18 protein-coding genes and 1 other RNA gene are annotated in these 25,035 nt (G+C 36.0%); 10 read left to right on the top strand and 9 right to left on the bottom strand.

The features are described from left to right. The first annotated feature begins 777 nt into the window (after window positions 1-777). Window positions 778-1,305: a DUF4136 domain-containing protein gene (locus ABID46_RS12990; RefSeq protein WP_354510795.1), complete on the top strand. Its 528-nt coding sequence runs from the start codon at window positions 778-780 to the stop codon at window positions 1,303-1,305. Between the two features lie 222 nt (window positions 1,306-1,527). On the opposite strand, the gene mfd is transcribed toward ABID46_RS12990, so the two are convergent. From mfd to ABID46_RS12960, 6 genes are all read right to left on the bottom strand, one after another. Next, complete coding sequence (gene mfd / locus ABID46_RS12985; RefSeq protein WP_435529331.1) at window positions 1,528-4,923, bottom strand: transcription-repair coupling factor; 3,396 nt, start codon at window positions 4,921-4,923, stop codon at window positions 1,528-1,530. 127 nt (window positions 4,924-5,050) lie between these two features. Continuing rightward, a complete protein-coding gene (locus ABID46_RS12980) occupies window positions 5,051-5,479 on the bottom strand; it encodes a hypothetical protein (protein ID WP_354510793.1) in 429 nt (142 codons plus the stop codon). Window positions 5,480-5,603: 124 nt separating this feature from the next. Beyond that, complete coding sequence (gene ygiD / locus ABID46_RS12975) at window positions 5,604-6,431, bottom strand: 4,5-DOPA-extradiol-dioxygenase (protein WP_354510791.1); 828 nt, start codon at window positions 6,429-6,431, stop codon at window positions 5,604-5,606. A 131-nt stretch (window positions 6,432-6,562) separates the two neighbouring features. Then, window positions 6,563-7,228, bottom strand: coding sequence for a porin family protein (locus tag ABID46_RS12970; RefSeq protein WP_354510789.1), 666 nt, complete (start codon window positions 7,226-7,228; stop codon window positions 6,563-6,565). 223 nt (window positions 7,229-7,451) lie between these two features. Beyond that, window positions 7,452-7,852, bottom strand: a transfer-messenger RNA (tmRNA) gene (gene ssrA, locus ABID46_RS12965). Between the two features lie 135 nt (window positions 7,853-7,987). Next, window positions 7,988-10,135, bottom strand: a complete 2,148-nt coding sequence (locus ABID46_RS12960; RefSeq protein WP_354510787.1) for a M4 family metallopeptidase — start codon at window positions 10,133-10,135, stop codon at window positions 7,988-7,990. Window positions 10,136-10,287: 152 nt separating this feature from the next. Here ABID46_RS12960 and ABID46_RS12955 point away from each other — a divergent pair, with 152 nt between their 5' ends. Genes ABID46_RS12955 through ABID46_RS12945 form a run of 3 tightly spaced genes read left to right on the top strand, consistent with a single transcriptional unit; the run spans window position 10,288 to window position 12,532 of the window. Further along, on the top strand, window positions 10,288-10,989 hold the full coding sequence (locus ABID46_RS12955; protein ID WP_354510785.1) for an ATP-binding cassette domain-containing protein: 702 nt from the start codon (window positions 10,288-10,290) through the stop codon (window positions 10,987-10,989). 1 nt (window position 10,990) lies between these two features. Then, window positions 10,991-11,551 carry a GNAT family N-acetyltransferase gene (locus tag ABID46_RS12950; protein ID WP_354510783.1) on the top strand — a complete coding sequence of 187 codons (561 nt, stop codon included), beginning with the start codon at window positions 10,991-10,993 and terminating at the stop codon, window positions 11,549-11,551. Between the two features lie 9 nt (window positions 11,552-11,560). After that, window positions 11,561-12,532 carry a tetratricopeptide repeat protein gene (locus ABID46_RS12945; RefSeq protein ID WP_354510781.1) on the top strand — a complete coding sequence of 324 codons (972 nt, stop codon included), beginning with the start codon at window positions 11,561-11,563 and terminating at the stop codon, window positions 12,530-12,532. A gap of 2 nt (window positions 12,533-12,534) precedes the next feature. Here ABID46_RS12945 and ABID46_RS12940 read toward each other — a convergent pair whose 3' ends face one another. Next, window positions 12,535-14,100 (bottom strand): NAD(P)/FAD-dependent oxidoreductase, encoded by a 1,566-nt coding sequence (locus tag ABID46_RS12940; RefSeq protein ID WP_354510779.1) that lies wholly within the window; start codon window positions 14,098-14,100, stop codon window positions 12,535-12,537. Between the two features lie 455 nt (window positions 14,101-14,555). On the opposite strand from ABID46_RS12940, the gene ychF reads away from it, so the two are divergent. Together ychF and ABID46_RS12930 are read left to right on the top strand one after the other, a co-directional pair. Further along, on the top strand, window positions 14,556-15,647 hold the full coding sequence (ychF, locus tag ABID46_RS12935) for a redox-regulated ATPase YchF (protein WP_354510777.1): 1,092 nt from the start codon (window positions 14,556-14,558) through the stop codon (window positions 15,645-15,647). Between the two features lie 46 nt (window positions 15,648-15,693). Next, window positions 15,694-17,061: a glycosyltransferase family protein gene (locus ABID46_RS12930; RefSeq protein ID WP_354510775.1), complete on the top strand. Its 1,368-nt coding sequence runs from the start codon at window positions 15,694-15,696 to the stop codon at window positions 17,059-17,061. 15 nt (window positions 17,062-17,076) lie between these two features. Here ABID46_RS12930 and ABID46_RS12925 read toward each other — a convergent pair whose 3' ends face one another. Then, window positions 17,077-18,219: a methionine aminotransferase gene (locus tag ABID46_RS12925; RefSeq protein WP_354510773.1), complete on the bottom strand. Its 1,143-nt coding sequence runs from the start codon at window positions 18,217-18,219 to the stop codon at window positions 17,077-17,079. 92 nt (window positions 18,220-18,311) lie between these two features. Between ABID46_RS12925 and ABID46_RS12920 the strand changes: the two genes are divergently transcribed. The 3 genes from ABID46_RS12920 to ABID46_RS12910 are packed head-to-tail and all read left to right on the top strand — an operon-like array spanning window position 18,312 to window position 23,371. Further along, complete coding sequence (locus ABID46_RS12920) at window positions 18,312-20,177, top strand: DNA topoisomerase IV subunit B (protein WP_354510771.1); 1,866 nt, start codon at window positions 18,312-18,314, stop codon at window positions 20,175-20,177. A 58-nt stretch (window positions 20,178-20,235) separates the two neighbouring features. Continuing rightward, complete coding sequence (locus ABID46_RS12915; protein WP_354510769.1) at window positions 20,236-20,748, top strand: hypothetical protein; 513 nt, start codon at window positions 20,236-20,238, stop codon at window positions 20,746-20,748. 1 nt (window position 20,749) lies between these two features. Next, window positions 20,750-23,371: a DNA gyrase/topoisomerase IV subunit A gene (locus ABID46_RS12910; RefSeq protein ID WP_354510767.1), complete on the top strand. Its 2,622-nt coding sequence runs from the start codon at window positions 20,750-20,752 to the stop codon at window positions 23,369-23,371. Between the two features lie 11 nt (window positions 23,372-23,382). Here the strand turns inward: ABID46_RS12910 and ABID46_RS12905 are convergent, their stop codons facing one another. After that, the gene (locus ABID46_RS12905) at window positions 23,383-24,132 is read right to left on the bottom strand and encodes a GLPGLI family protein (RefSeq protein ID WP_354510765.1); all 750 of its coding nucleotides are present in this window, start codon (window positions 24,130-24,132) and stop codon (window positions 23,383-23,385) included. Window positions 24,133-24,224: 92 nt separating this feature from the next. On the opposite strand from ABID46_RS12905, the gene ABID46_RS12900 reads away from it, so the two are divergent. Further along, window positions 24,225-24,887 carry a rhomboid family intramembrane serine protease gene (locus ABID46_RS12900; RefSeq protein ID WP_354510763.1) on the top strand — a complete coding sequence of 221 codons (663 nt, stop codon included), beginning with the start codon at window positions 24,225-24,227 and terminating at the stop codon, window positions 24,885-24,887. Window positions 24,888-25,035 lie beyond the last annotated feature (148 nt).

Genomic DNA, 25,035 nt, shown 5'->3' with positions numbered 1-25,035 from the left:
ATGAACGTCTCTCTTTCTTCGCTCCCTTTACTTGATTTCTCTCGTAAAAGGAGTGCAAATATACGGGCAGTTTCTCCGTTCCACCAAATGTTTTTGAATCTTTTTTTCAAAGTTTTTTGCTTTATAACCCTAGTCCGCTTTCAATCTGACCTTTACAGATAAAAGTTTTTTCTTCCTTTCTGGGGTTTTCTTTGTTTCGTTTTGGATTTTAATGCCAGAATCGTCTCTTTTGGGGTTTTGATAGGTTCTGGATTTGGAGGGTTTTTATAAGTTTTGGTGGTTTTTATGATAAAAAGATCCGCGAAGGGATAAGTTATACTTATATATATAATAGGATTGGGAAAGATTGCCGCGAGAAGCTCGCAATGACAAGACATGAATAAATTGCTGCGGGAAACTCGCAATGACATTTGGACAAAACCCTACTTCCTACTTCCTCGCGGTAGGGATTACCTGCGGTACATACTTCGTAAGTGTAATGGATATCCTTTTTTTTGTAAAGGACTTCTGCCTTCGACTCCGCTCAGGCACCAGATATTGGTTCTATTAATAGTGCTATACTTCGAAAAGCTCAGTTTAAAGCCCAAAAAGATAGGAATGGATAGCCCGGTAGCGTTGCGAGGTCGTTCTCTCTTTCTTTATACTATATTGTAGTCGAGCAAGGAGAACCGCCCAAAAGAAAAATAAAAAATGGATACTATATATTGTATATATGGATAGAAATAAAATTTATGATTGTAGATTTGGCATAGGTATAATTTTTGAAGCGATATTTTTATGAAAAAGTTTATTTTAATAGCATTTGCTGGGGCAATGATTTCGTGTAGCACGCAAAATGTTGCGGTTGATTATGACCGTTTGCAGAATTTTTCTGAATTGAAGGACTTCCGAATGGAGATTAAGCAAGGTTCAATCAATGAATTGAATCAGACAAGAATTTCTGAAGCCATCAAATCGGAATTGGCTAATAAAGGAATGAACTTTCAGGAAAGTTCATCTGTTTTGGTGAAGGTTCAACCTGAAGAATATATTTCGGAAACACAGAATTCTCAGGTTGGAATAGGAGTTGGTGGAGGCAATAGAGGTTTTGGGACATCTGTTGGAATTGGAATTCCTATCAGTTCTGAAAAATTGAATCAACGTTATTTGATTTCGATGCACAATGAAAAAGGTGAAATGGTATGGGAAGGGAGACTTGATCTACAAATGCCAATAAACTCTAGCCCCGAAAAAATAGAAGAAAATATTCAAAAAGGTGTAGCTAAATTGTTTCGAAAATTCCCTCCAAATTCTAAAACAAACTGATAAATTTTACAGCCGAACCGTGACTAATGCATGAATTCCTGCAAAAATTTAACATTTATTTATTGTCAGATTTGAAATACTTATTTTACCTTAGTCGAAGCGAAGCGAAGATTTACCTACAAAACTTTAGATAAAAGGTTTTTTAAACCCACAAGTTAGAAGTTAAACTAGCACTTAATAATTACAACTTAAGCCTCTGAATCCCTAAATCAGAGGCTTTTTTTATGCTTCTACTGAAGAATTTATGCTAAACAATCTCAATTTCTCCAAAGCCAATTGCACAGATTTCACTTCTTCGAATCGCAACATTAAGGAACCCGATTCTTCTTCTTGATACTTTTTGGATGGCGTTTTCGCTGGTTTTTCCTTAAATGAAGCCAATCTAGGATTTTCGTGCAAGGTTGAAATGATGTGCTGAAATTGTTGTGTTTTGTAATAATCAGATTGAGGTTTGTTGATGAAATACGCCAACATGACGCCTTTTTTCAAAACAATTCTTTCAAAACCTAATTCTTTTGCCAACCATTTCATGCGCATACTTTCTAGAAGATTTCCAACTTCTGTTGGATATGCGCCGAAGCGGTCGATTAAATCGGTTTCGAATTTTGCTAATCCAGCTTCGGTTTCAATTCCTGCAAGATCGTTGTACAAAGACAATCTTTCTTCCACATTGTTGACATAATCATCTGGAATTAAAATTTGCATATCAGTGTCGATTTGAACATCGGACACGTATACTTTATCGATTGAATTTTGATCTTCGAATAAATCTTTGAAATCGGTGTCCTTTAATTCTTCAATAGCTTCGTTGAGGATTTTCTGATAAGTGTCAAATCCGATTTCAGAAATAAATCCGGATTGTTCACCTCCTAAAAGGTTTCCGGCACCACGAATTTCCAAATCTTTCATCGCGATATTGAATCCAGATCCTAAATCTGAAAACTGTTCAATCGCTTGCAAACGTTTGCGGGCTTCGCTTGTTAAGACAGAAATAGGCGGAGAAATCAAATAACAAAATGCTTTGCGGTTGCTTCGTCCTACTCGCCCACGCATTTGATGCAGATCTGCCAAACCGAAGTTTTGTGCATCACCAATTAAAATGGTGTTGGCATTGGGAACGTCCAATCCATTTTCAACAATGGTTGTCGAAACCAAGACATCAAATTTCCCTTCCATAAAATCGAGGATGACATTTTCCAATTCGTCGCCTTTCATTTGACCGTGGCCTGTAACTACTCTTGCATCGGGCACCAAACGTTGAATCATTCCGGCAATTTCCTTCAACGATTCAGTTCGATTATGGATAAAATAAACTTGACCTCCTCTTTGCAATTCGTAAAAAATCGCGTCTCGAATTTGTTCTTCATTGAATCCAATCAAAGAAGTTTCGATGGGTTGACGATTCGGTGGTGGTGTTTTGATAATGGACAAATCGCGCGCAGCCATCAAAGAAAACTGCAAAGTTCTCGGAATTGGCGTCGCGGTTAAGGTCAAGGTATCGATGTTGGAACGCATGGTTTTCAATTTATCCTTCACTCCAACCCCGAATTTATGTTCCTCATCGACGATCAATAGTCCCAAATCTTTGTATTTGACATCTTTGTTGACCAATTGATGTGTACCGATTATGATGTCAATTTTTCCGTTACCTAATTTTTCAATGATATCTTTTTTCTGCTTTGCCGTTTTGAATCGGTTCAAGTAGGCAATTGTCACAGGCATATCTTTCAAACGTTCCGAAAAGGTTTTGAAATGTTGAAATGCCAAAATCGTTGTTGGAACCAAAACGGCAACTTGCTTTCCGTCGGTTGCGGCTTTGAAAGCTGTACGAATAGCGACTTCGGTTTTCCCGAATCCAACATCTCCACAAACCAATCGGTCCATGGAACGATCACTTTCCATGTCGCCTTTTACATCGTTGGTTGCTTTTAGTTGGTCGGGCGTATCTTCGTACATAAAGGAAGCTTCCAATTCGTTCTGCATATAACTGTCTGGTGAAAACTGAAATCCCTTTTGGGTACGACGTTTCGCATATAATTTGATTAAGTCAAAAGCAATTTCTTTGACTTTTGCTTTGGTTTTGTTCTTTAAATTCTTCCAAGCAGGTGAACCCAATTTGTTGATTTTGGGTTCGGCACCATCTTTTCCGGTGAATTTGGCGATTTTATGCAAAGAATGGATGCTTACATACAATATATCGTTGTCGCGATACACCAATTTGATCACTTCTTGCATGCTTCCTTGCACATTTTGTCTAACCAATCCGGCAAATTTCCCTACTCCATGATCAATATGCGTCACATAATCCCCAATTTGTAAAGATGTTAATTCCTTTAAGGTGATCATTTCCTTTTTGGCAAAGGAATTTCGCGCATTGAATTTATGGTAGCGTTCAAAAATTTGGTGATCGGTAAAACAAGTAATTTTTAAATCTTCGTCGATGAATCCTTGGTGAATCGAACCTACAACCGGAACAAATTGCACTTCTTTGCCCATGTCTTCAAAAATATCATGGAATCTTTGCACTTGTTTTTCTCCCGAACAAAATAGATAATTGGTATAACCGTAAGCGGAACGATAATTCAACTCATCGATTAACAAATCAAATTGTTTGTTGAAAGAAGGTTGTGGTTTTTGATTCAACGTGATCGATTCTGAATCGAAATATGGATTTAAGGAAAATTCAATCACTGGAAATTTAGAAAGTCCTGCTTTGAATTCTTTTTCATCTAAAAATAATTCGTTGGGAGATGCATGTTTGATTTCACCTTTTAAATTATCGAATGCATTTTTGGCTAATTCAAATTTTCGATGAATCGTGGATTGAATCAAACTAATGTTTCGAGTCAAAACAATGGTTGAATTGGAAATATAATCCAAAAAGCTTTCACGATTTTCGCTCAATAATTTGTTTTCCAAATTGGGAACGATGGTGAATTCTTTTACTTTCTCGATGGATAGTTGGGTTTCCACATCAAAGGTTCGGATGGATTCTACTTCGTTTCCAAAAAGAGAAATACGATAGGGTTTCTCGTCTGAATAGGAATAAATGTCCACAATTCCTCCGCGAATGGAGAATTCTCCTGGTTCTGAGACGAAATCTACCCGATGAAATTCATACGAAAACAACAATTCATTGAGAAAGTCTATATCGAGTGCTGAATCTACCGCTACTTTCATGGTATTTTTGGAAAGTGACTTTTTGGTCACCACTTTTTCAAAAATTCCTTCGGCATAGGTAACCACAATTCTTGGTTTTCTCGCACCATTAAGGGTATTCAAAACTTCGGTTCGAAGCACTACATTGGCATTATTGGTTTCCTCAATTTCATAAGGTCGCTTATGCGAATCGGGTAAATACATAACCTCTTCCTTGGAAAAAATTTCCTCCAATTCATTTAAAACATAAACGGACTCTTCCTTGTCGTCCAAAATAATTAACAAAGGATTCCCAGACTGCTTCAAAAACTGAGCAGCCATCATGGAAAGAGACGAACCAACTTGGCCGTTTACATGAATTTTTTGGGATGGATTTTTTTGAAATTGGGCAATAGAATCCTGTACGAATGCGGAAGATTCGTATCGATTCAAAACGTCGTGAATATTCTTTGTTTCCAAAACTTTGGCAAAGATACAAAGTCTTTTGCGAGTGAGAAATTTGACAAAAAGAAGTTTAACAAAGATTTAATTTCTTAACTAAATTGATTACAGTTGGCTATATTTTTTTGGCTTAAAGTATAATCATCTAATTTTTAACACCCAATTGAAATTCAATCGTTCCACCGATGGATTGTGGTTGTTGTGGATCTTCGTCATAGGGAAATGTTGGAAGTTTTACTTCTTTAATCATTTCGGTTGAATCACCAAGACCTTTATCCAAACGCAATCCTACATAAGCTTGCGTTGTTTTCAGATCCATTTCTCTTGAAATTCGAGACATCAATACATTGATTTTTTGGTCAATGCTATCGTTCAAATGTTTTTGAAGTTGGATTGTTTTCTCAACTCTTGAATAGGTTTTTCCTTCTTCAATCACTTTCCCATTCAAAGAAACCTGATAATGGCAACCTTTGGCTTCTAATACTAAGGTATAATTTTTGTCCAAAATAACATCGGAATGAAAGGATGTTCCCAGAAAAAAACAAACTAGTAAAATGCTTAGAATTCGATTCATTATCAATCAGATTTAATTTGAAGAAAAGCGAAATTAGAAAATCAATTGATAATTAGCTTCTAAGAAAGTCTGAAAGATTTGTTAAAATATAATTGAAACCAATGCAAATGCAAGCTCTGTAAGATTAGGATTCGATGCGTAAAGAGGTCATTGAAATGGAACCACCGAGCAAATGATTGTTGAAAATCTCCACCTCATCTTTGTTATTTTGCAGCCCCAAAGTATACATCAGCGGATAATAATGATCGGGTGTTGGAATCGCCAACTTCCCTGCTTCACCTAAATTTTGAATATTAAAAAGTTTTGTGTGATCTTTTTGCTCAATGATTTTAAGAAAGGTATCATTGAGTTCATTGGCCCAATCATATCCGACATTTTGATCGATATTTTGCCAATCCAACATACGCAGATTATGAATCATATTTCCACTTCCAATGATTAAAACTCCTTTTTTACGCAATTTGGCTAGTTCTTGAGCCAATTTATAATGGTATTCAGCCGGTTTGAAGTAATCAATACTCAATTGCAAAACAGGAATTTTGGCTTCTGGAAACATATGTCTTACAACCGACCAAGTTCCATGGTCCAATCCCCATTCATGATCTAAATGAACTTGTATGGATTCAACTTCTTGTTTGATTTCTTTTGCTAATTCAGGACTCCCTGGTGCTGCATATTGAACTTGAAATAACTCATCTGGAAATCCACCAAAATCATGAATCGTTTTTGGATTTTCCATGGCCGTCACCAAGGTTCCTCTTGTCAACCAATGCGCGGAAATAACCAATACGGCACTGGGAAGATCAATTCCTTTTACCATGTCCACCCATCCTCTTGAAAATTCATTGTCTTGGATTCCATTCATTGGAGAACCATGCCCGACAAAAAGGGTAGGCATTGCTTTTTCTCTTTCCTGAAACTGACTGACGTAATTTTTAAAATCTTGATTCATGAAACAAATTTCCTATTAATTTAGTTGATTCAAATTGATCTGTGATATTTTAACACTATTTAAACAATTAAAACGAAAAAAGATGTGATAAATACCACATCTTTTCCCAATTTTCTAATACGTAGTTTATTTTAGAATGAATATCCGACTCCTACTGTAAATCCAGAATTCTTGATATCAGCTGATTCCGATTCTTTGACAATATTGGATAAACCTAAATGGTAACGTGCTCCAAAGTTCAATCCTGTATCTTGCAATTCATATCCTAAACCAAAATTCACTCCGAAATCAAATTCGTTAATATCATCTTTGATATCGGTTTTGATTTCTTCTTTGTGTGAACCTGAAACTGTATTTGCATATGCAGATTTAATATTTTTTGCATAGATGTTATATCCAACCTCTGGACCAGCTTCAATATTGAAACCTTTTGCCGGATAGAATTTCAACATAATAGGAAGGTTGATGTAATCCATAACTGTTTCGTTGGTATATTTCACAAAATTGGTTCCTTCTACAGGTAAATTGTTGTAGTTGGATTCTTTGGAACCTACTCTTGTAAAATTAACTTCGGGTTGAACTGCAAAGTATTTCCCAAATGGAATGTTTACATATGCACCCGCTTGAGGAGCTAATTTATAATCCAAATCTTCTGAAACATCTCCAGTTTGGGTAAAGTAGTTGACGCTTGTTTTCACACCGAATTTCACTCTGTCTCCATTGTTTCCATCTATGTTTTGAGCATTCATCACTCCAAAACTTCCTAACAAGAATGCACTTAAAAAAATCTTTTTCATTTTATCATTTATTGGTTATTGGAAGCCCTAAATTTCAATTCTTGTGCCAAACCAATTTAGTACATCTCGACTCTGATGTGTTGAAATGGATAAAGGTCGGACTTGAAATAAATTAGGAATCCAAAAAAAACTCAATATTTTTTCGAGTTTGATTATAAATTTTACTCAAAAAAGGAGGGAAAAAGGGAGATTTCTGAAAAATATGTGGGGAAAAAATTTAAATTAGTGGAGCTGGCGGGATTCGAACCCGCGTCCAAACAAGCAACCTATGCGCTTTCTACATGCTTATTTTGTTATTGATTTTCGATTAGAAACCGAGAACAAACACCCTATTTCTAACTTAGTTTCTTAAATTTCAGTAGAACTTCGAAACACCATTCTACCTATCCTCACATTTCTGTGCCTCTATATCAAACGCCGTAAGGAAAGGCCTTTGAGAGACATTCAGCTTCCGTACCTTGTACGGACGTGGCTAAGATCTACTATAATTCGATCAATTAAGCAGCTAAAGCGTAATTGTTGTTGCCAGTTATAAAGTCGAAGTGCCTGATTAACGTGGGTACACAACATTCCACGACATGCTTACATCATCTATTGACCTTGCTGTCAAAACCGGTCAGCCCCATAATTTCAAATAACGATTCTAAAAATCTGACTGCAAATTTACAAATTTTATACCAATTATGAATAGAAATCCTACTGCACAAACAAAAAAGGGCTGCCCTATCGACAACCCTTCAAATTTATTATTTCGATCAATTATTTTTTAATGAACTTAATGGTTTGATTGACATCTGAACCTTTCAATGTCAACACATAAACACCTTTCGGCAAAATATTCACATTGATTTTGTTATTGGTCACAGATCCTTTTTGTATCATTTGACCAGCTACATTATTAATAGTATACGTCAAGTTTTGAGTATTCTTTTTCGTCGTAATGTTGAGAATATCCGTTACTGGATTTGGATAAATACTTAATTCAGAACCAGTAATATCATTTACCGCTAAATTTGTACAAACCTCACTATCTTCAGCCGCAACACCTACAGCACACCATGCCGCTTTTACGGTATTCACTTCAGCAGAATTTTCTCCATACTGCACTCCAGCTTCTGTAATAGAAAAGTTCATCACGTCAGCAAAAGTCGATAAAGATTGAACATAGTTTTCTTGAACAGCATAAATTAGCTTAGCCGCTTTATCAATTCCCATTCCTGTAACAGAATACGTATAATCATTATCGTTGGTTCCTTCTCCTCCATCAGAAATCAAATAAAACCAGTAGTTTGGCACACCTGAATTGGTATGAACTCCACAGTTGTCATTGTCACTTGATGGTGTACAACCCTCTGTTGCTATATAATATTGACCATTGTAGGTATTGGGTTGATTGAATAATTTCGGATTTCTGAACGAACGTACACCTTTTGGCTCATTGATCACTAATTCTTCTCCAATGGTCCACTTGTCTTTATCGGGAGCCATTTTCGCTTCAATAGCTGCACCCCACATATCGGCAAATCCTTCATCCAAAGCACCATGTTCTTTTTCATAAATCAAAGCTCCTCCAGCGCGATTTACACCATGTGCAAATTCATGAGACATCACATCTAAAGTTGAAAAGATATCATAGCTTCCGGTTTCGGTATCCCAATTATAATCGCCATCTCCTACCAACATAACACCACCTTCTTCTCCAAATTGCCCCAAATCTAACCATGCAGCATTTGAAGGACTAAAAAAGAACGTAATATGTACATAGGATCTCACCAATGAATTGTCATTGTCATAACCGTCTCTATCAAATTCTTGTTTGAAATAATCATAGGATTGAGAAAACGCCCAATGTGCATCCAATGCTCCCGTATCTTTATTTGCCGAATGCTCTTCGCTCGTCCAATTGTTATCATTATCAACAAAACTTACCGTCATACTTGCTTCGGCATCGTCAATATTACCCCCAAAAGCTAATTCCAGTGCTAATAAAAGATATTCTCCATTTTGAAAATTCTTGGTTCTAACAAATCTCGTATCATCTTCCAGCACATAGCCTTCATCTGTTTGTTTTGTTTCAATAGCCTGAACCCCACTATAATGTGTTTCCCCAGTACCTTCTACTTCTGGATTTAGCAAGAATGTTGATGTCGACTGCTTGTTCCACACAAATTGATTAAAATAATCATATTGCTCTTTTGACAATACTGAAGGCGTTTTTTCTTTGGTATCTAAAAATTTAACAATTGCCTCCTTTCGTAAAATTGTACCATCCAAAGCATCCACATAAACTTTGTCAAAAGCTCCGGTTAAATAATTTACCAAAGCATACGAATATGCATAACGATCTGTAGCTCCAGTCAAAGATTTTGGTAAAATTGTTAAGCTACCTCTTACTTCTTGATTCGGAAGATTGGAGGATAATTTCGTTCTCCACACAGCTGGTAGTTCCGAAATTTTTGTCACATAACCCGCTTCAAGTTTCGATAAACCTGCTTGTAATGCCTGTTGATCAGACGGTAAATTTGCAGGTAGTTGGGTCAAGTTAATGTTGTTATAGGTTCCGTTAATGGAAGTAATTCTTCCATTATGAGCATGAACAACAAAGCTATTTCCAAAAACTTCTACACCTTTAAAGTATTGCTTATAAAACGTATGAACTCCACCTTTTTTATCAGTCTTTGTTTTTACTGCTACCAATTGATTCGAAGCATCTAATTTCAATGCTTCTTTCAAAACTGCTTCAGCCTCGCTAGTATTGATCAATGATTTTTCATTAAACGATACAAAGCTGATGTTACCATTCTTATCCAATGATTGGGTTTGAATGTTGGTGGACTTTAGATAGTTTTGGGAAAATGCCAAACCTGTTACGGCAAGAAAGGCCATAGTGAATAATTGTTTTCTCATTGTGTTAGATAATTTCCATGATTTGTATCATGTTGTGTTTAATTGTTACAATTTACTATGAAAATTTTGAAACTTTAACATTTTAAGCAATAATCTTCTCATTCCAAGATTTCAATCCGAATCCTTACATTTGTGGTTCAATTCTTTTATTTATGGGTATCAACATCAAAGGACTCACAAAAAATTACGGAGCTCAAGTTGCTCTAAACCAAGTTTCATTCTCCATCAAAAAAGGGGAAGTTGTGGGATTATTGGGTCCAAATGGGGCTGGGAAATCAACCTTAATGAAATCAGTCACGGGCGCAATTTTACCCGACGATGGAGATGTGTTGGTAGATGAATTTTCCGTTATCAAACAACCCATTGAAACAAAAAAAAGAATTGGATTTCTTCTCGAAAACAATCCGTTGTACTATGATATGTACGTTCGGGAATACCTAAAATTCGTTGCCAACATTCGTGAAGAGAAAAAAGAACGAATTGAAGAAGTCATCGAAAAAGTGGGACTAATTCCTGAAAGTCACAAAAAAATCGGGCAACTTTCAAAAGGATACAAACAACGTGTTGGGTTGGCACAAGCCATTCTTTCCAATCCGGATATTTTGATTTTGGATGAACCAACCAACGGACTTGACCCCAATCAAATCTTGGAAATTCGTGAAGTCATCCGTGAAATTGGAAAAAGCAAAACTGTTATTCTTTCTACGCATATTATGCAAGAAGTCGAAGCCTTATGTTCCCGTGTAATTCTATTGAACAAAGGAAATATCGTTTCCGATAGCCCAATTGAGGAATTCAAGGGCCAATACAAAAGTTTGGAAGATGCTTTCTATCAATTGACTCAATCGAAATAAAATGATACAAACGAGAATTGGACAACCCAAAGATGCAAAAGCAATTTCCAGAGCAATCATTTTAGCGATGGACGAATTGGCGTTGAAGTTTACCAACAGTGACAATTATGATCGCGCAAATGAGGTTTTTGAATTTTTTGCAAGTCAAAAAAACAACCAATACAGTTTTGAAAACACGATTGTTTGCGAAGAAAATGAAGAAGTTTTTGGAGTAATTCTCGCTTATGACGGTGGAAAATTAGCCGAACTTCGCCAACCATTTTTGGATTACATCCGAATGAATTATGATTTCGAAGGAATGCCTGAAGATGAAACCGAAGCAGGCGAAATTTACTTGGATACCGTTTCTGTTTTTCCAGAACATCAAGGAAAAGGAATTGGTCAAAAACTGATTCAAGCGCTGATTGAACAAAGTCGCGAACGTGGATTTTCAAAAGTCGGATTGTTGGTAGACGCGAATAATCCTTCTGCTAAAAGATTGTATGAACGCATTGGATTTCAAGTCGCGGGTCCTAAATCACTTTTGGGTGGCACTTATGCGCATATGGTTTACAATTTATAGTTCTAAATTTTGAAAAATTTTCAATTTATAATTTTCGCAATTATCATACTATCTTCTTGTTCAGATAAGAAATCTGTTCAATTAGAAACTGTTTGTGGAAGCTGTCATTTAGAAGAAGAATTTAGAAAAATCTCGATTGAAATGGATGAATTTCATTCTATTTTAATTGGATTATATAATCAAATTGAAACCAATCCTAACTTTGTAATTTCAGAATCTGAAAAATTAATCAATCAACTAAATCAATTACCAGATCCTTTAAATCTTCTTCAAAATAAATTATCAGATATAATTAATCTTCGAGTTGAAACCTTTTATAAAATGGGTGAATATGAAAAATCCATAAATGAAATCGAAAAAATGGTTCAATTTAAAAAAGAGGAATATGGTTATGAAGAGAAATATTATGGAGCAAATAATCTTATTCATCTAGCTTGCAATTATGTAAAGCTAGGAGATTATGATAAAGCAAAAGAATATTTATCACAACCTGGGATTGGATGGTATATAACCGAATTTATCAATGCTAATTTTCTTGAAGTCATAGGAGAAAAAGATTCAGCAATTTTAAAATATGAGGAGATTGTTTCTGATATTTTAAGAGATCATTATTACCATTACAAACATTCAAAGAAGCGACTAATAGAATTAAAAAAAGAAAATCCTAAACTTTTAACCGAACTCTTTTTTCCAACAGATCGTCCAGATGCTGAAATTACAATTTCCGACAATGGAATACGATCCAAAATGTTTGATACAATATTTAAATTACCCGAATGCAGAAATTGCGGATCAGTTTCTGTTCACAAACAACCCAATCAATTAAATTCAAGTAAATATTGGTTCAAAGCTAATTTAAAAGGAGGTAAAGTTGCTAATTATGACTTTTTAATAGACACACTTACTTTTGAAATATTGGTATTTGATACAATTTCAAAAACTGGTACTCCTTTAACCGAATGGAGAAATAGAAAGAAATAAATCTATCCTAAAAATCTTTCCACTGCCAAAGCCACTTTCTCACCGTCCATTGCGGCAGAAATAATTCCACCGGCATAACCAGCTCCTTCACCACAAGGAAATAATCCTTTGATTTGGGTATGTTGCAAATCCTCATTGTTTCGTGGAATTCGTACAGGCGAAGAAGTTCTACTTTCGGTTGCTAATACAATGGCCTCTTCGGTATAATAACCTTTCATTTTTTTACCGAAAGTTTCAAATCCGTTGCGCATCGAAGCATACACTTCTATGGGTAGAATCTGATTCAATTGAGCGGAATTGGTTCCAGGCAAATAAGAAGAATTCGGCAAAGTTTCCGAACGAATTCCTTTCACAAAATCAGTCATTCGTTGCGCAGGAGCGACCAATTTTCCACCACCCAATTCCCAAGCTTTCTTTTCGACCATTTGTTGGAATTTCATTCCGGCTAAATTACCCGTGAAACCATAACTCGCGAAGTCCTTTTGATCGACCGTTACGACCATTCCTGAATTCGAATAAATCCCATCACGTTTCGATGGCGACCATCCGTTCACCACCAATTCTCCTTCTTCTGTACTGGCTGGCGCGATAATTCCGCCTGGGCACATACAAAATGAGAAAACACCTCTTCCCTTTTCTTGACTGACAACCGAATAAGAGGCTGCAGGTAGAAATTCGCTTCGCTTTTCAGTCGGCGCACAATGGTATTGGATGCTGTCGATTAATGCTTGCGGATGTTCAATTCGAACTCCTAAAGCAAAAGGTTTGGCTTCGATTTCGATTTGTTTCTCTTCCAACATATAAAAGATGTCGCGCGCCGAATGACCTGTTGCCAAAATCAAAGCTTTGGCGTCTAGGTTGTATTCGTCGTTAATGCGAACTCCTTTCAATTCGTTTCCGTCGATTAAAATGTCGGTCATTTTAGAATTGAACAATACTTCACCTCCGCATTCGATGATCGCTTCGCGCATTTTCGCAATGATCCCTGGAAGTTTGTTGGTTCCGATGTGCGGATGCGCTTCTTGCAAAATCTTTTCCGTTGCTCCGAAATGATGAAACCACTGCAAAGATTTCAAGATATTTCCGCGTTTGGTAGAACGAGTGTAGAGTTTCCCGTCGGAATAGGTTCCTGCTCCTCCCTCACCAAAACAATAATTGGACTCGGGATTGACGATTCCTTCTTTGTTCATCGCAGCCAAATCACGGCGACGTTCCCGAACGTCTTTTCCACGTTCGATGATGATGGGTTTCAGTCCCGATTCGATCAATCGTAACGCAGCGAAAAGTCCGGCTGGACCTGCGCCGGCAATCAAAACAGGTTCTGCATTGCTTACATTTTGTAAAGGCGCATCAAATGCAAAAGCATCTTCAAACGGTTCGCCTACAAATACGTTTACTTGGAGTTGCACCCAAATGTTTCGGTTACGTGCATCCAAAGATTGACGTAAAATTTGGTAGGCATTGATTTGCTCTGGCTTGACTTGTGCAGCTTCTGCGATCTGTTTTTTCAACTGAATTTCATTGGCGAAATCAGTGGGTGATATACGAAATGTAACCTGTTTGGGCATAGGTGGCAAATTTAATAATTTTAGATTGGAGATTTTTGAATTCAGATTTTTTTCTTTCTAAACGCAAAGGCACTAAGGCTTCACAAAGACCACAAATTTTAAATTGCTGATTGAAATGGGTTTATTCGACTCCGCTGGAATCGTTTTCCAATTTCGTTTAGAGACGTTACAGCTATTTGACCTCTCTGAGGTCTATTTGATGGTGAATTTTAGATTTACGATATTGGATTTACGATATTGGATATACGAGGTTAGATTTACGAAGTAAGATTTTTGATTTGTATGTATTATTACTATATATAAATTGAATTTTAATCTTCGAAATTCGAAATGAATTGATTGCTACGCGAAACGGAAAGAAAAGATTATCTTTGCGCAAAATTTTTAGAATTTAATTGACGATTGTTATGGAGTAATTTCTCTATAAATCGTTTAACTCAAATAAATAGCACCCTATGAAATGTGGAATTGTCGGACTACCGAACGTAGGAAAATCTACTCTTTTTAATTGTTTGTCAAACGCGAAAGCACAGTCTGCAAACTATCCGTTTTGTACCATCGAACCCAATGTGGGAACGGTTTCTGTACCTGATCCGAGATTGTACAAATTAGAAGAATTGGTGAAACCTGAACGTGTTTTGCCGGCAGTTGTAGAAATTGTGGACATTGCTGGTTTGGTGAAAGGTGCAAGTAAAGGAGAAGGTTTGGGGAACCAATTTTTGGGGAACATACGCGAATGTAATGCAATCATCCACGTTTTGCGTTGTTTTGACAATGACAACATTACGCACGTTGACGGATCTATCAATCCGGTTCGCGACAAGGAGACGATTGACATTGAGTTGCAATTGAAAGATTTGGAAACAGTTGAGAAACGTATTGAAAAGTCTAAAAAAGCGGCTCGTGTTGGGGACAAAAAAGAAATTGAGGTTTTGGATGTGATGACACGTGCAAAAGCGCATTTGGAGCAAGGGAAAAACTTGCGCGAAATGGACTTGACAGAAGATGAAATTGCCATTGTAGAGGAGATCCACCCGATTACCATGAAGCCTGTATTGTATCTTTGTAATGTAGATGAATCGGCTGTTAAAAATGGAAATGCACACGTTGATGCGGTAAAAGAAGCAGTGAAAAACGAAAAAGCGGAAGTGTTGATTTTGGCGGCTCAAATTGAGTCTGATATCATGGAATTGGAAACCTACGAGGAACGTCAAATTTTCTTGGAGGAATTGAACCTTGAAGAACCAGGCGTAAATCGATTGATTCGTTCGGCTTATGATTTATTGCAATTGCAAACTTACTTCACCGCTGGTGTAAAGGAGGTTCGTGCGTGGACAATCAAAAAAGGATTTACAGCGCCACAAGCTGCGGGTGTAATCCACAGTGATTTTGAAAAAGGATTCATTCGTGCTGAAGTTATTTCGTACGAAAATTTTGTACAGTATGGATCTGAAGCAAAAGCAAGAGAAGCTGGAAAGCTAGGAGTTGAAGGAAAGAATTACGTGGTGAAAGATGGAGATGTGATGCATTTCTTGTTCAATGTTTAGGCTAGAAAAAAAATATCAAACTTTATTTATAGGTGCAATCATCTTTTTGATTGCACTCTTTTTTTTGACACGAAATGTTCCTTTTTTCTGGGACGCTGGATCTAAATCTTTGCGAGCTAGTTGGTTTTTTGACAATCATTTTTCGCAATTTGTTGTCCCAACAGAAATTAATGCTGGTCATCCTCCTTTATGGGAATTGCTTTTAGCTTTCTTTTGGAGTTTGACTGATCGAACTCTAGAGAATAGTCGTTTATTGCTGTTGATTTTTAATATAGGGGCATTTTATCAATTGATACGGTTTATAAGAGACCAGAAATTTAGCCAAGTTCCAATTTGGGCAAGTATATTGGTTTTAATCGAACCAACGTTATTGGCTCAGACAACTATTCTCAACAATGATATGATGTTATTGTTTTTCATATTATTGGGACTGAATTCAATATATCGAAACGAAATAATCCTTTATTCCCTAGCCTTAACAGGAGTTCTTTTTTCAAATCTACGAGGAGTCTGTGTGTTTGGGAGTTTATTGGCGATTGACTTTTTATACCACTATTTTCAGTTAAAAAAGGGGAAACAGGAATTTTTATGGATATCCTATATAGCACCAATTCTAATTTTTTCTGGATTTTTGGTTTATCAACAAAATATTTTAGGCTGGTTTTTAAGAAGTCCGGGGCATGAACATCGTAATCTTGCCGAACAAAATTTGATCCTTAAGAACATTGCATCGATTGGAAAATCAATTTTGGAAACAGGTAGAATTTTCCTTTTTGGGTTATTGGGAATTCTGATTTTACGATTATTCAAAACAAAAAATTGGAAAAACATCAAACAAGAAAACAAACGACTGCTAGTTTGCTTGGTTATTTTCCTAGGCGCCTTTAGTGTTTTGTTTACTCTCATGACCAATCCTATTAATCCAAGATATTATTTGATTGTATACCTTATTTCGTCCATTCTTTGTTTGAATTTGATATTCGAATTGATTCAATCTGTTAAATGGAAAAAAGTTTCGGTAATAACCCTATTTCTCGCATTTCTAACTGGGCATTTATGGATTTATCCACCAACAATTTCTCAAGGTTGGGATACAAGTTTAGCGTATCTCCATTATTTTCCTTTGAAAGATAAAATGGACGATTATTTAGTTCAAAAAGGAATTTCACCAACCAAAGTTGGGACAAACTTACTCTTGAATAAACGTTCAGACCATTATTTGGAACCCGAAATGACAGAATATTATTTGGATTTGAATCTTTCAACCAATCCTTATGTCATTTTATCCAACATTGAAAACAAAACCTCAAATGAAGACATTCGTACCTTGATGAATGAATGGGAATTGGTAGAATCCTATTGTCAAATGGGTGTTTTCATGAATTTGTACAAAAACCCATCTTTTCAAGATTAATTCGACTCCATTTCTTTAACATTTATTCAAGTTTTCAATTGCTTTTGCCATCGTTTCTTCTTTTTTGGCAAAGCAAAATCGAACCAATTTCTGATCGGGAGATTCTTGATAAAAAGCTGAAATAGGAATAGTAGCGACTTTGAATTTTTCGGTTAACCAAAAGGCAAATTCATTGTCGGGTAAATCTGAAATTTCAGAATAATCTGCCAATAAAAAATAACTTCCTTCGGGTTTAATTACTTTGAATGGAGTAGTTTCCAAACCTTGCGTTAAAAAATCTCTTTTTTGCTGAAAAAACTGCGGCAAATGAAGATATTCTTCTTTACGTTTCAAAAATTCTGCAATGGCAATTTGAGCGGGAGCATTGACACAAAACACATTGAATTGATGTATTTTTCGTAATTCGGACGTCAATTCTTTTGGCGCCAAAACATAGCCAACTTTCCATCCAGTTATGTGAAATAATTTCCCAAAAGAAGCCACCACAAAGGTTCGATCTTTCAATTCAGGAAATTTTGTAATGCTCCAAAAGGGTTGACCATCAAAAACGATATGTTCATAGACTTCGTCAGACAAAAGTAAAATGTTGGAGTCTCGAACAATGTCAGCTAGAATTTTAAAATCTTGCTCTTTTAAAGTTGTTGTTGCAGGATTGTTCGGATTGTTCAAAACAATCATTTTGGTTTGAGGTGAAATCAACTTTTTCACTTCGTCCCAATTGATCGTAAAATCAGGGCCTTTCAAAATTATAGGCTTGACAATTCCACCAAATAATTCGATAATCGGTCGGTACAAATCAAAGGCTGGTTCAAAAATAATCACCTCATCGCCTGCATGTATCATGGAAGAAATCACCGAAAAAACCGCTTCCGAACCTCCTGCTGTAATGGTAATTTCATCGTTAACATCATAGTTTGCGCCATACAAATTCTCATATTTTTTAGCAATTTCTTCTCGAAGCAGTAAATAACCTGCCATGGGTGCATATTGATTGAATCCCTTTTTCATAGCTTCTGAAACTAATTCGATCAAAATGGGAGAAGGTTGATAATCAGGAAATCCTTGAGATAAATTTACTGCGCCATGTTGATTGGCGTAATTGCTCATAACCGTAAAAATATTGGTCCCGATGAGAGGTAATTTTGATTTTGGAATCATATCGCTAAAATTAACATAAAAATAGGGGAAAATCCTTGTAAAAACCTCTATATTCCATTTGAATTGGAATCATATTTTTATATTTTTGTGAAATGTCTGATAATCTACTCGATAAGGAACCAATACAAGCAACCGCAACCTATACAGAAGAAAACATCAAAACCCTAGACTGGCGTGAACACATCAGGATGCGTCCTGGTATGTACATTGGTAAACTGGGTGATGGCTCTTCGCAAGATGATGGTATCTACATTTTATTGAAAGAGATTATTGACAATTCGATTGATGAATTTGTCATGGGCGCAGGCAAAACCATCGAAATCAGTTTAAACGAAAAGGAAGTTACCGTTCGTGATTATGGACGAGGAATTCCTTTGGGAAAAATGATTGATGTGGTTTCCAAAATGAATACGGGAGGGAAATATGACTCTCGCGCCTTCAAAAAATCAGTCGGACTAAACGGAGTTGGTACCAAGGCAGTGAATGCTTTGTCCTCCTATTTTCGTGTTCAATCTGTTCGTGACAACAAAACAAGAATTGCCGAATTTGAATATGGAAATTTAACCAACGAGGAACCAGAAAAAGAAACCACCATTCGCAAAGGAACAAAAATGACGTTTGTTCCCGATCCAGAAATATTCAAGAATTATAAATTCCGAAACGAATATGTGGAGCGTATGCTTCGCAACTATGTATATCTAAATCCTGGATTGAAAATTATTTTCAACGGAGAAGAATTTTTCTCAGAAAATGGTTTGAAGGATTTGTTGAATGATAATATCGACGAAGAAATCGTATACGATATCATTCATTTAAAAGGAGATGATATTGAAATTGCCTTAACCCATGGTGGAAAATCCTATTCGGAAACCTATTATTCGTTTGTCAACGGGCAAAACACCACACAAGGTGGAACGCATTTGACTGCATTCAAAGAAGCAGTCGTAAAAACGGTGCGTGAATTTTACAACAAAAATTACGATCCGAGTGACATCAGAAAATCCATCATCGCTGCTATTGCTGTCAAAGTGATGGAACCTGTTTTTGAGTCACAAACCAAAACCAAATTAGGATCGACAGACATGGGACCCGATTTGCCTACGGTCCGCACTTTTGTCAATGATTTTGTGAAAACACAACTGGATAATTACCTTCATAAAAATCCAGAGGCCGCACAAAATTTAGAACGTAAAATTAAGCAAGCAGAAATTGAGCGAAAAGAACTATCTGGAATACAAAAATTGGCCAGAGAACGCGCTAAAAAAGTAAGCTTACACAACAAGAAATTGCGCGATTGTCGTCAACATTATAACGAACAAAAAGCGGATAAAAAATTAGAAACCACCATTTTTATCACCGAGGGTGATTCGGCGAGTGGTTCAATTACCAAAAGCCGAAATGTAGAAACTCAAGCGGTTTTCAGTTTACGTGGTAAGCCTTTGAATTCCTACGGTTTGACCAAAAAAATCGTGTATGAAAATGAGGAATTCAACCTTCTTCAAGCAGCCTTAAACATTGAAAATGGGTTGGAAGATTTGCGCTACAACAATGTTGTAATCGCGACAGATGCCGATGTCGACGGAATGCACATCAGACTATTGATGATTACTTTCTTTTTGCAATTCTTTCCAGATTTGATTCGTGAAGGACACTTATACATTTTGACTACACCATTATTTCGTGTTCGAAACAAAAAAGAAACTCGTTATTGCTATACCGAAGAAGAAAGGGTTCGTGCCATCAATGAATTAGGGAAAAACCCAGAAATAACCCGATTCAAAGGTTTGGGTGAAATCTCTCCCGATGAGTTTAAAAACTTCATTGGAAAAGACATGCGACTAGAACCTGTCATGATTGGAAAAGACACTACCATAGAAAGTTTATTGGAATTCTATATGGGAAAAAATACTCCTGATCGTCAGGAATTTATTGTTAACAATTTAAAAACAGACGTATAACCAATTAAAATACAAAGTACTCTCTAAACACTTAAACCAACTTACTAAATCCAACACAATGAGAATTAACAACAAACGAATTAAAATTTACATTGAGACACTTTACATCCTACTCTTACTAGGATTATTTTTTAGTATCCTTTTGATCTTTATTCCGATTTCTATTATCACCAAATTTGTATCTCCCTATCTTTTGGCGATTGGTTTTACTTGCGCCATCATTTTGATTTACAAATTAGGTCATCAACATATGGAATATAGTAGCGATGGTGAGGTGTTGAACATCAAAACACAAGATGCATTTTGGGTGAAGTACAATCCAAATTCCAAAACCATTGTAGACTTTCCAAAAAGTAAATTGGTCAATTACAAAATCAAACAAGGAATTCTACAACGAAAATTGGAGTTGTATGTAACGAGTAAACGATCTCAAAATGGCATAGTCAAATTATCCTTTAACATTACCTACTTAAACAACTCAGAAATCAACGATCTCAAAAGATCTCTCAATAAAATACTGAAGAAAAACGAACGATTAGAAGAAGACAATTTACAAGCATTAGTAGTATAAAATGAGCGAACAGCATCAAGAAGTAACGATTAAAAAAGTATCTGGAATGTACGAGGACTGGTTTTTGGACTATGCCTCCTACGTAATTTTAGAAAGAGCTATCCCATCCATTTTTGACGGATTGAAACCCGTACAACGTAGAATCATGCACTCCATGCGTGAATTAGAAGATGGGCGTTACAACAAAGTAGCCAATTTAGTGGGAAACACCATGAAATATCACCCCCATGGAGACGCTGCCATTACAGATGCTATGGTCCAAATTGGCCAAAAAGAATTGCTTATCGATACCCAAGGAAACTGGGGAAATATTTTAACCGGTGACGGAGCGGCAGCTGCTCGTTACATCGAAGCACGCTTGACTCCTTTTGCTTTGGAAGTCGTTTTCAACCCCAAAACAACGGAATGGTTGCCTTCCTATGATGGTCGTAACAAAGAACCCAACAACCTTCCGGTTAAGTTTCCTTTATTGATCACGCAAGGAGTTGAAGGGATTGCTGTGGGTTTATCAACCAAAATTCTTCCGCATAATTTCAATGAAGTTTTAGATGCTTCCATCAACATATTAAAAGGAAAGAAATTTCAATTGTATCCAGACTTTTTAACAGGCGGATACATTGACGTATCTGACTACAATGATGGACAAAGAGGTGGGAAAGTTCGTGTCAGAGCCAAAATTCAACAAGAAGATAAATTCACACTTAAAATAACCGAAATCCCATTTGGGACGACAACCGGAAGTTTGATTGATTCGATTTTGAAAGCCAACGACAAAGGGAAAATCAAAATCAAGAAAATCGAAGACAACACAGCCGAATTCGTAGAAATTCTCGTTCATCTTGCGCCTGGTGTTTCGCCAGATAAAATGATCGATGCACTATATGCATTTACAGATTGCGAAATTTCCATTTCGCCCAATGCATGTGTCATCAATGTTAACCGACCAGAATTTTTAAATATTTCTGAAATTCTTCGTCGAAATACAGACAATACCGTTCAATTGTTGAAACGCGAATTGGAAATTGAACTCAACGAATTAGAAGAGCAATGGCACTTCTCCTCTTTGGAGCGAATTTTCATTGAAAATCGTATCTACCACGATATTGAAGAAGAAGAAACTTGGGAAGGCGTAATTCAAGCGATTGACAAAGGATTAAAACCGCACATCGCACATTTGATGCGAGAAGTAACCGAAGAAGACATTGTACGATTGACGGAAATCCGTATCAAGCGTATTTCAAAATTCGACTTAGACAAAGCCCAACAATACATTGAATCATTGGAAGACAAAATCGCAAAAGTCAAACATCATTTGGATAATTTGATAGAATTTGCCATTGACTATTTCAAAAACTTGAAAAACAAATACGGAAAAGGTCGTGAAAGACGCACCGAAATCCGTGTATTTGATAATATTGACGCAACCAAAGTTGCTGTTGCCAACGTTCGTTTTTACGTAGACCGTGAAGAAGGGTTCATCGGAACATCCCTCAAAAAAGACGAATTCTTATTTGAATGTTCCGACATTGACGACATCATCATTTTTCGTAAAGATGGAACCATGATGGTCACAAAAGTTGACGCCAAAACCTTTGTTGGCAAAGGTGTCATTCATGTTGCGGTTTGGAACAAAAACGACAAACGCACCATATACAATTTAATCTATAGAGATGGTAAAAATGGTCCCGCCTACATGAAACGTTTTTCTGTTACAGGGATTACGCGTGACAAAGAATATGATTTAACCAACGGGAACAAAGGTTCTGAAATTCTCTATTTCACCGCCAATCCAAATGGTGAAGCAGAAGTCATCCAAATTTGGTTGAAACCAATGCAGCGCATCAAAAAAATCAAATTCGACATTAACTTCTCAGATCTTGCGGTAAAAGGAAGAGCCTCCAAAGGAAATTTGGTTTCCAAATTCCCAATCAAAAAAGTGGAATTAAAAGAAGAAGGAGTTTCCACATTGGCACCACGTAAAATTTGGTATGACGATACCGTCAAGAGACTAAATGCCGATTCGCGTGGGGAATTACTAGGTGCTTTCAAAGGTTCAGACAAAATTTTGACCATCACCGAAAAAGGAGACGCCAAATTAACAACCTTTGATTTAAGCAACCGATACGACGAAGAACTTCTTCTCATCGAAAAATGGAATCCCAAAAAACCGATTTCATGTATTTATTATGATGCGGATAAGGAACGTTATTTCGTCAAACGATTCCTACTGGAGGACACTTTAAATCCACAATCATTCTTCTATTCAGAAAATCCGAATTCCTTTATCGAATTGGTCACAACCCAAAACGTGCCAATTGTGGATATAATTTTCGCGAAAGTAAAAGCAGTCGAGCGTGAACCAGAAACCGTTAACTTAGAAGAGTTCATTTCGGTAAAAGGTATCAAAGCGCAAGGAAATCAATTGACCACTTACAAAATCAAGCAAATGAATTTGCATGAGGCAATTGAGGAACCCGAAGAAGATGATATTGATGATGAGGAAATTGACCCTACCATTGGAGAACAGGCTTCATTGTTTGACCTTCCAACCGAAAATTTAAATGATGAATCGTCGGAAGACGAACAAAATGAACAAGAATCGGAAGATTCAATAGAAGAATAGAAGGGATTTATTTAATCCCTTTCTACTCCTCCACTGATTATATCAATAGTTTTTTGATTGAAATTTTCTTCTAATTTTTGAAATTCTTCTCTTGAAAGTATTTTAAGTTTTCTCGGTAAAACTATGTCATTAATTGATTCGAATTCTATTTTATTGGCTTTATAAAAATAGGATTTTACTATATCTGGGTTTGAATTTCGAAGATAATTTATTTGTAACTCTATGATCAATCCAGGTAAGCCATTGTAATATTCAGGCCCATCAAAAATTCTAATTTTGGGAGCAAACCATGCAATAATTTCTGTACTGTCCTTTTCATTAACAAAAGTTGCTTTCTTTAATTCAAGCTCTCCCCATTTTTTCTTTTCATTCAGAATTTTCCATTTAAAATTGGGTAGGCTATCTTTTACCAAATAAGTTTTATTCAAAGATTTTTCCTCGTAAATTATTTTATTATTCAAATCTTTAAATAATCTAGCATTTTCATTACCAAAATCAATTTTAGATGAATTATCTTGAAGTTGGTTATACAATTTTGAATTTTCCATAAAAACTGAAAAATCATTTTTGATAATTAATGAATATTCTCTTTGTTTTGAAGCTTCTGAAATTATTTGATTTCTTATATCAAAATCACTTGGAAATAGTCTTTCAATTTCATCATGGTTAAGGATAGATTCAGATTGATATAGAATTTGAATAGTAGTTTGTCCAAATATCATATTTGATACTAAACAAAAAAAGACCAGTATAACTTTCATATCACCAAATACTTACATCTAAAATAATTAGTTAAACATTAGAAAGCAAATCATTATCGTTAAATAACATAATTTTGCAGAAATATTTTTAAATGGAATTAATTACCATAGTGATCATTGCTGTAACCGTTTTGGTATCCCTAAAAGGATTCAAAGACTACGCATTTTTTGATCGTTTCAAATTTCAACCAATCGCCATCACCAAAGGAAAACAATACGATCGATTATTATCGTCAGGTTTTTTACATGTTGATATGACGCATTTGTTTTTCAACATGTTGACCTTGTTCTTCTTTGCCAATATTGTCATTGCGTTTTGCGCACGAATGTTTGATGGACACGTCCCAACAGGATCTGTCATCTTTGCCATCATTTACATTTTATCCATCATCGGCGGGAACCTATTGTCCTTATTTTTTCAGCGAGGCAATAGCCATTATTCAGCCGTTGGAGCATCAGGTGGTGTATCAGGAATTGTTTTTGCTGCCATTGTCATTGCACCCACAGCCTTAAAAATCTATGGAGTTGTTCCCGGTTGGTTATTCGCTATTTTGTATTTAGGATATTCTGTATACGGGATGCAAAAACAACTAGGAAATATCGGCCACGAAGCACATCTTGGAGGCGCAATCGTCGGAATGGTCGCTCCCTTGATTTTGGCTCCAGAATTATTCCAAATCAACATGATTTACATCTTAGGGATGTTAATTCCACTTGCCGTATTGTTGGTTTTGGCTTTCAAATCACGTAGATAAGATCAAGTTAAACCTCATGAATTCAAAGTCATGAGTTGTGATATTTAATAGCATTAATACTTAATACTTAATACTTAATACTTAATACTTAATACTTAATACTTAATACTTAATACTTAATACTTAATACTTAATACTTAATACTTAA

This window comes from Moheibacter stercoris (genome assembly GCF_040545805.1).
In the GTDB taxonomy this organism is placed as follows: domain Bacteria; phylum Bacteroidota; class Bacteroidia; order Flavobacteriales; family Weeksellaceae; genus Moheibacter; species Moheibacter stercoris.
Note: the sequence above shows the minus strand (reverse complement) of the source record. Positions and strands in the feature narration are given on the sequence as shown.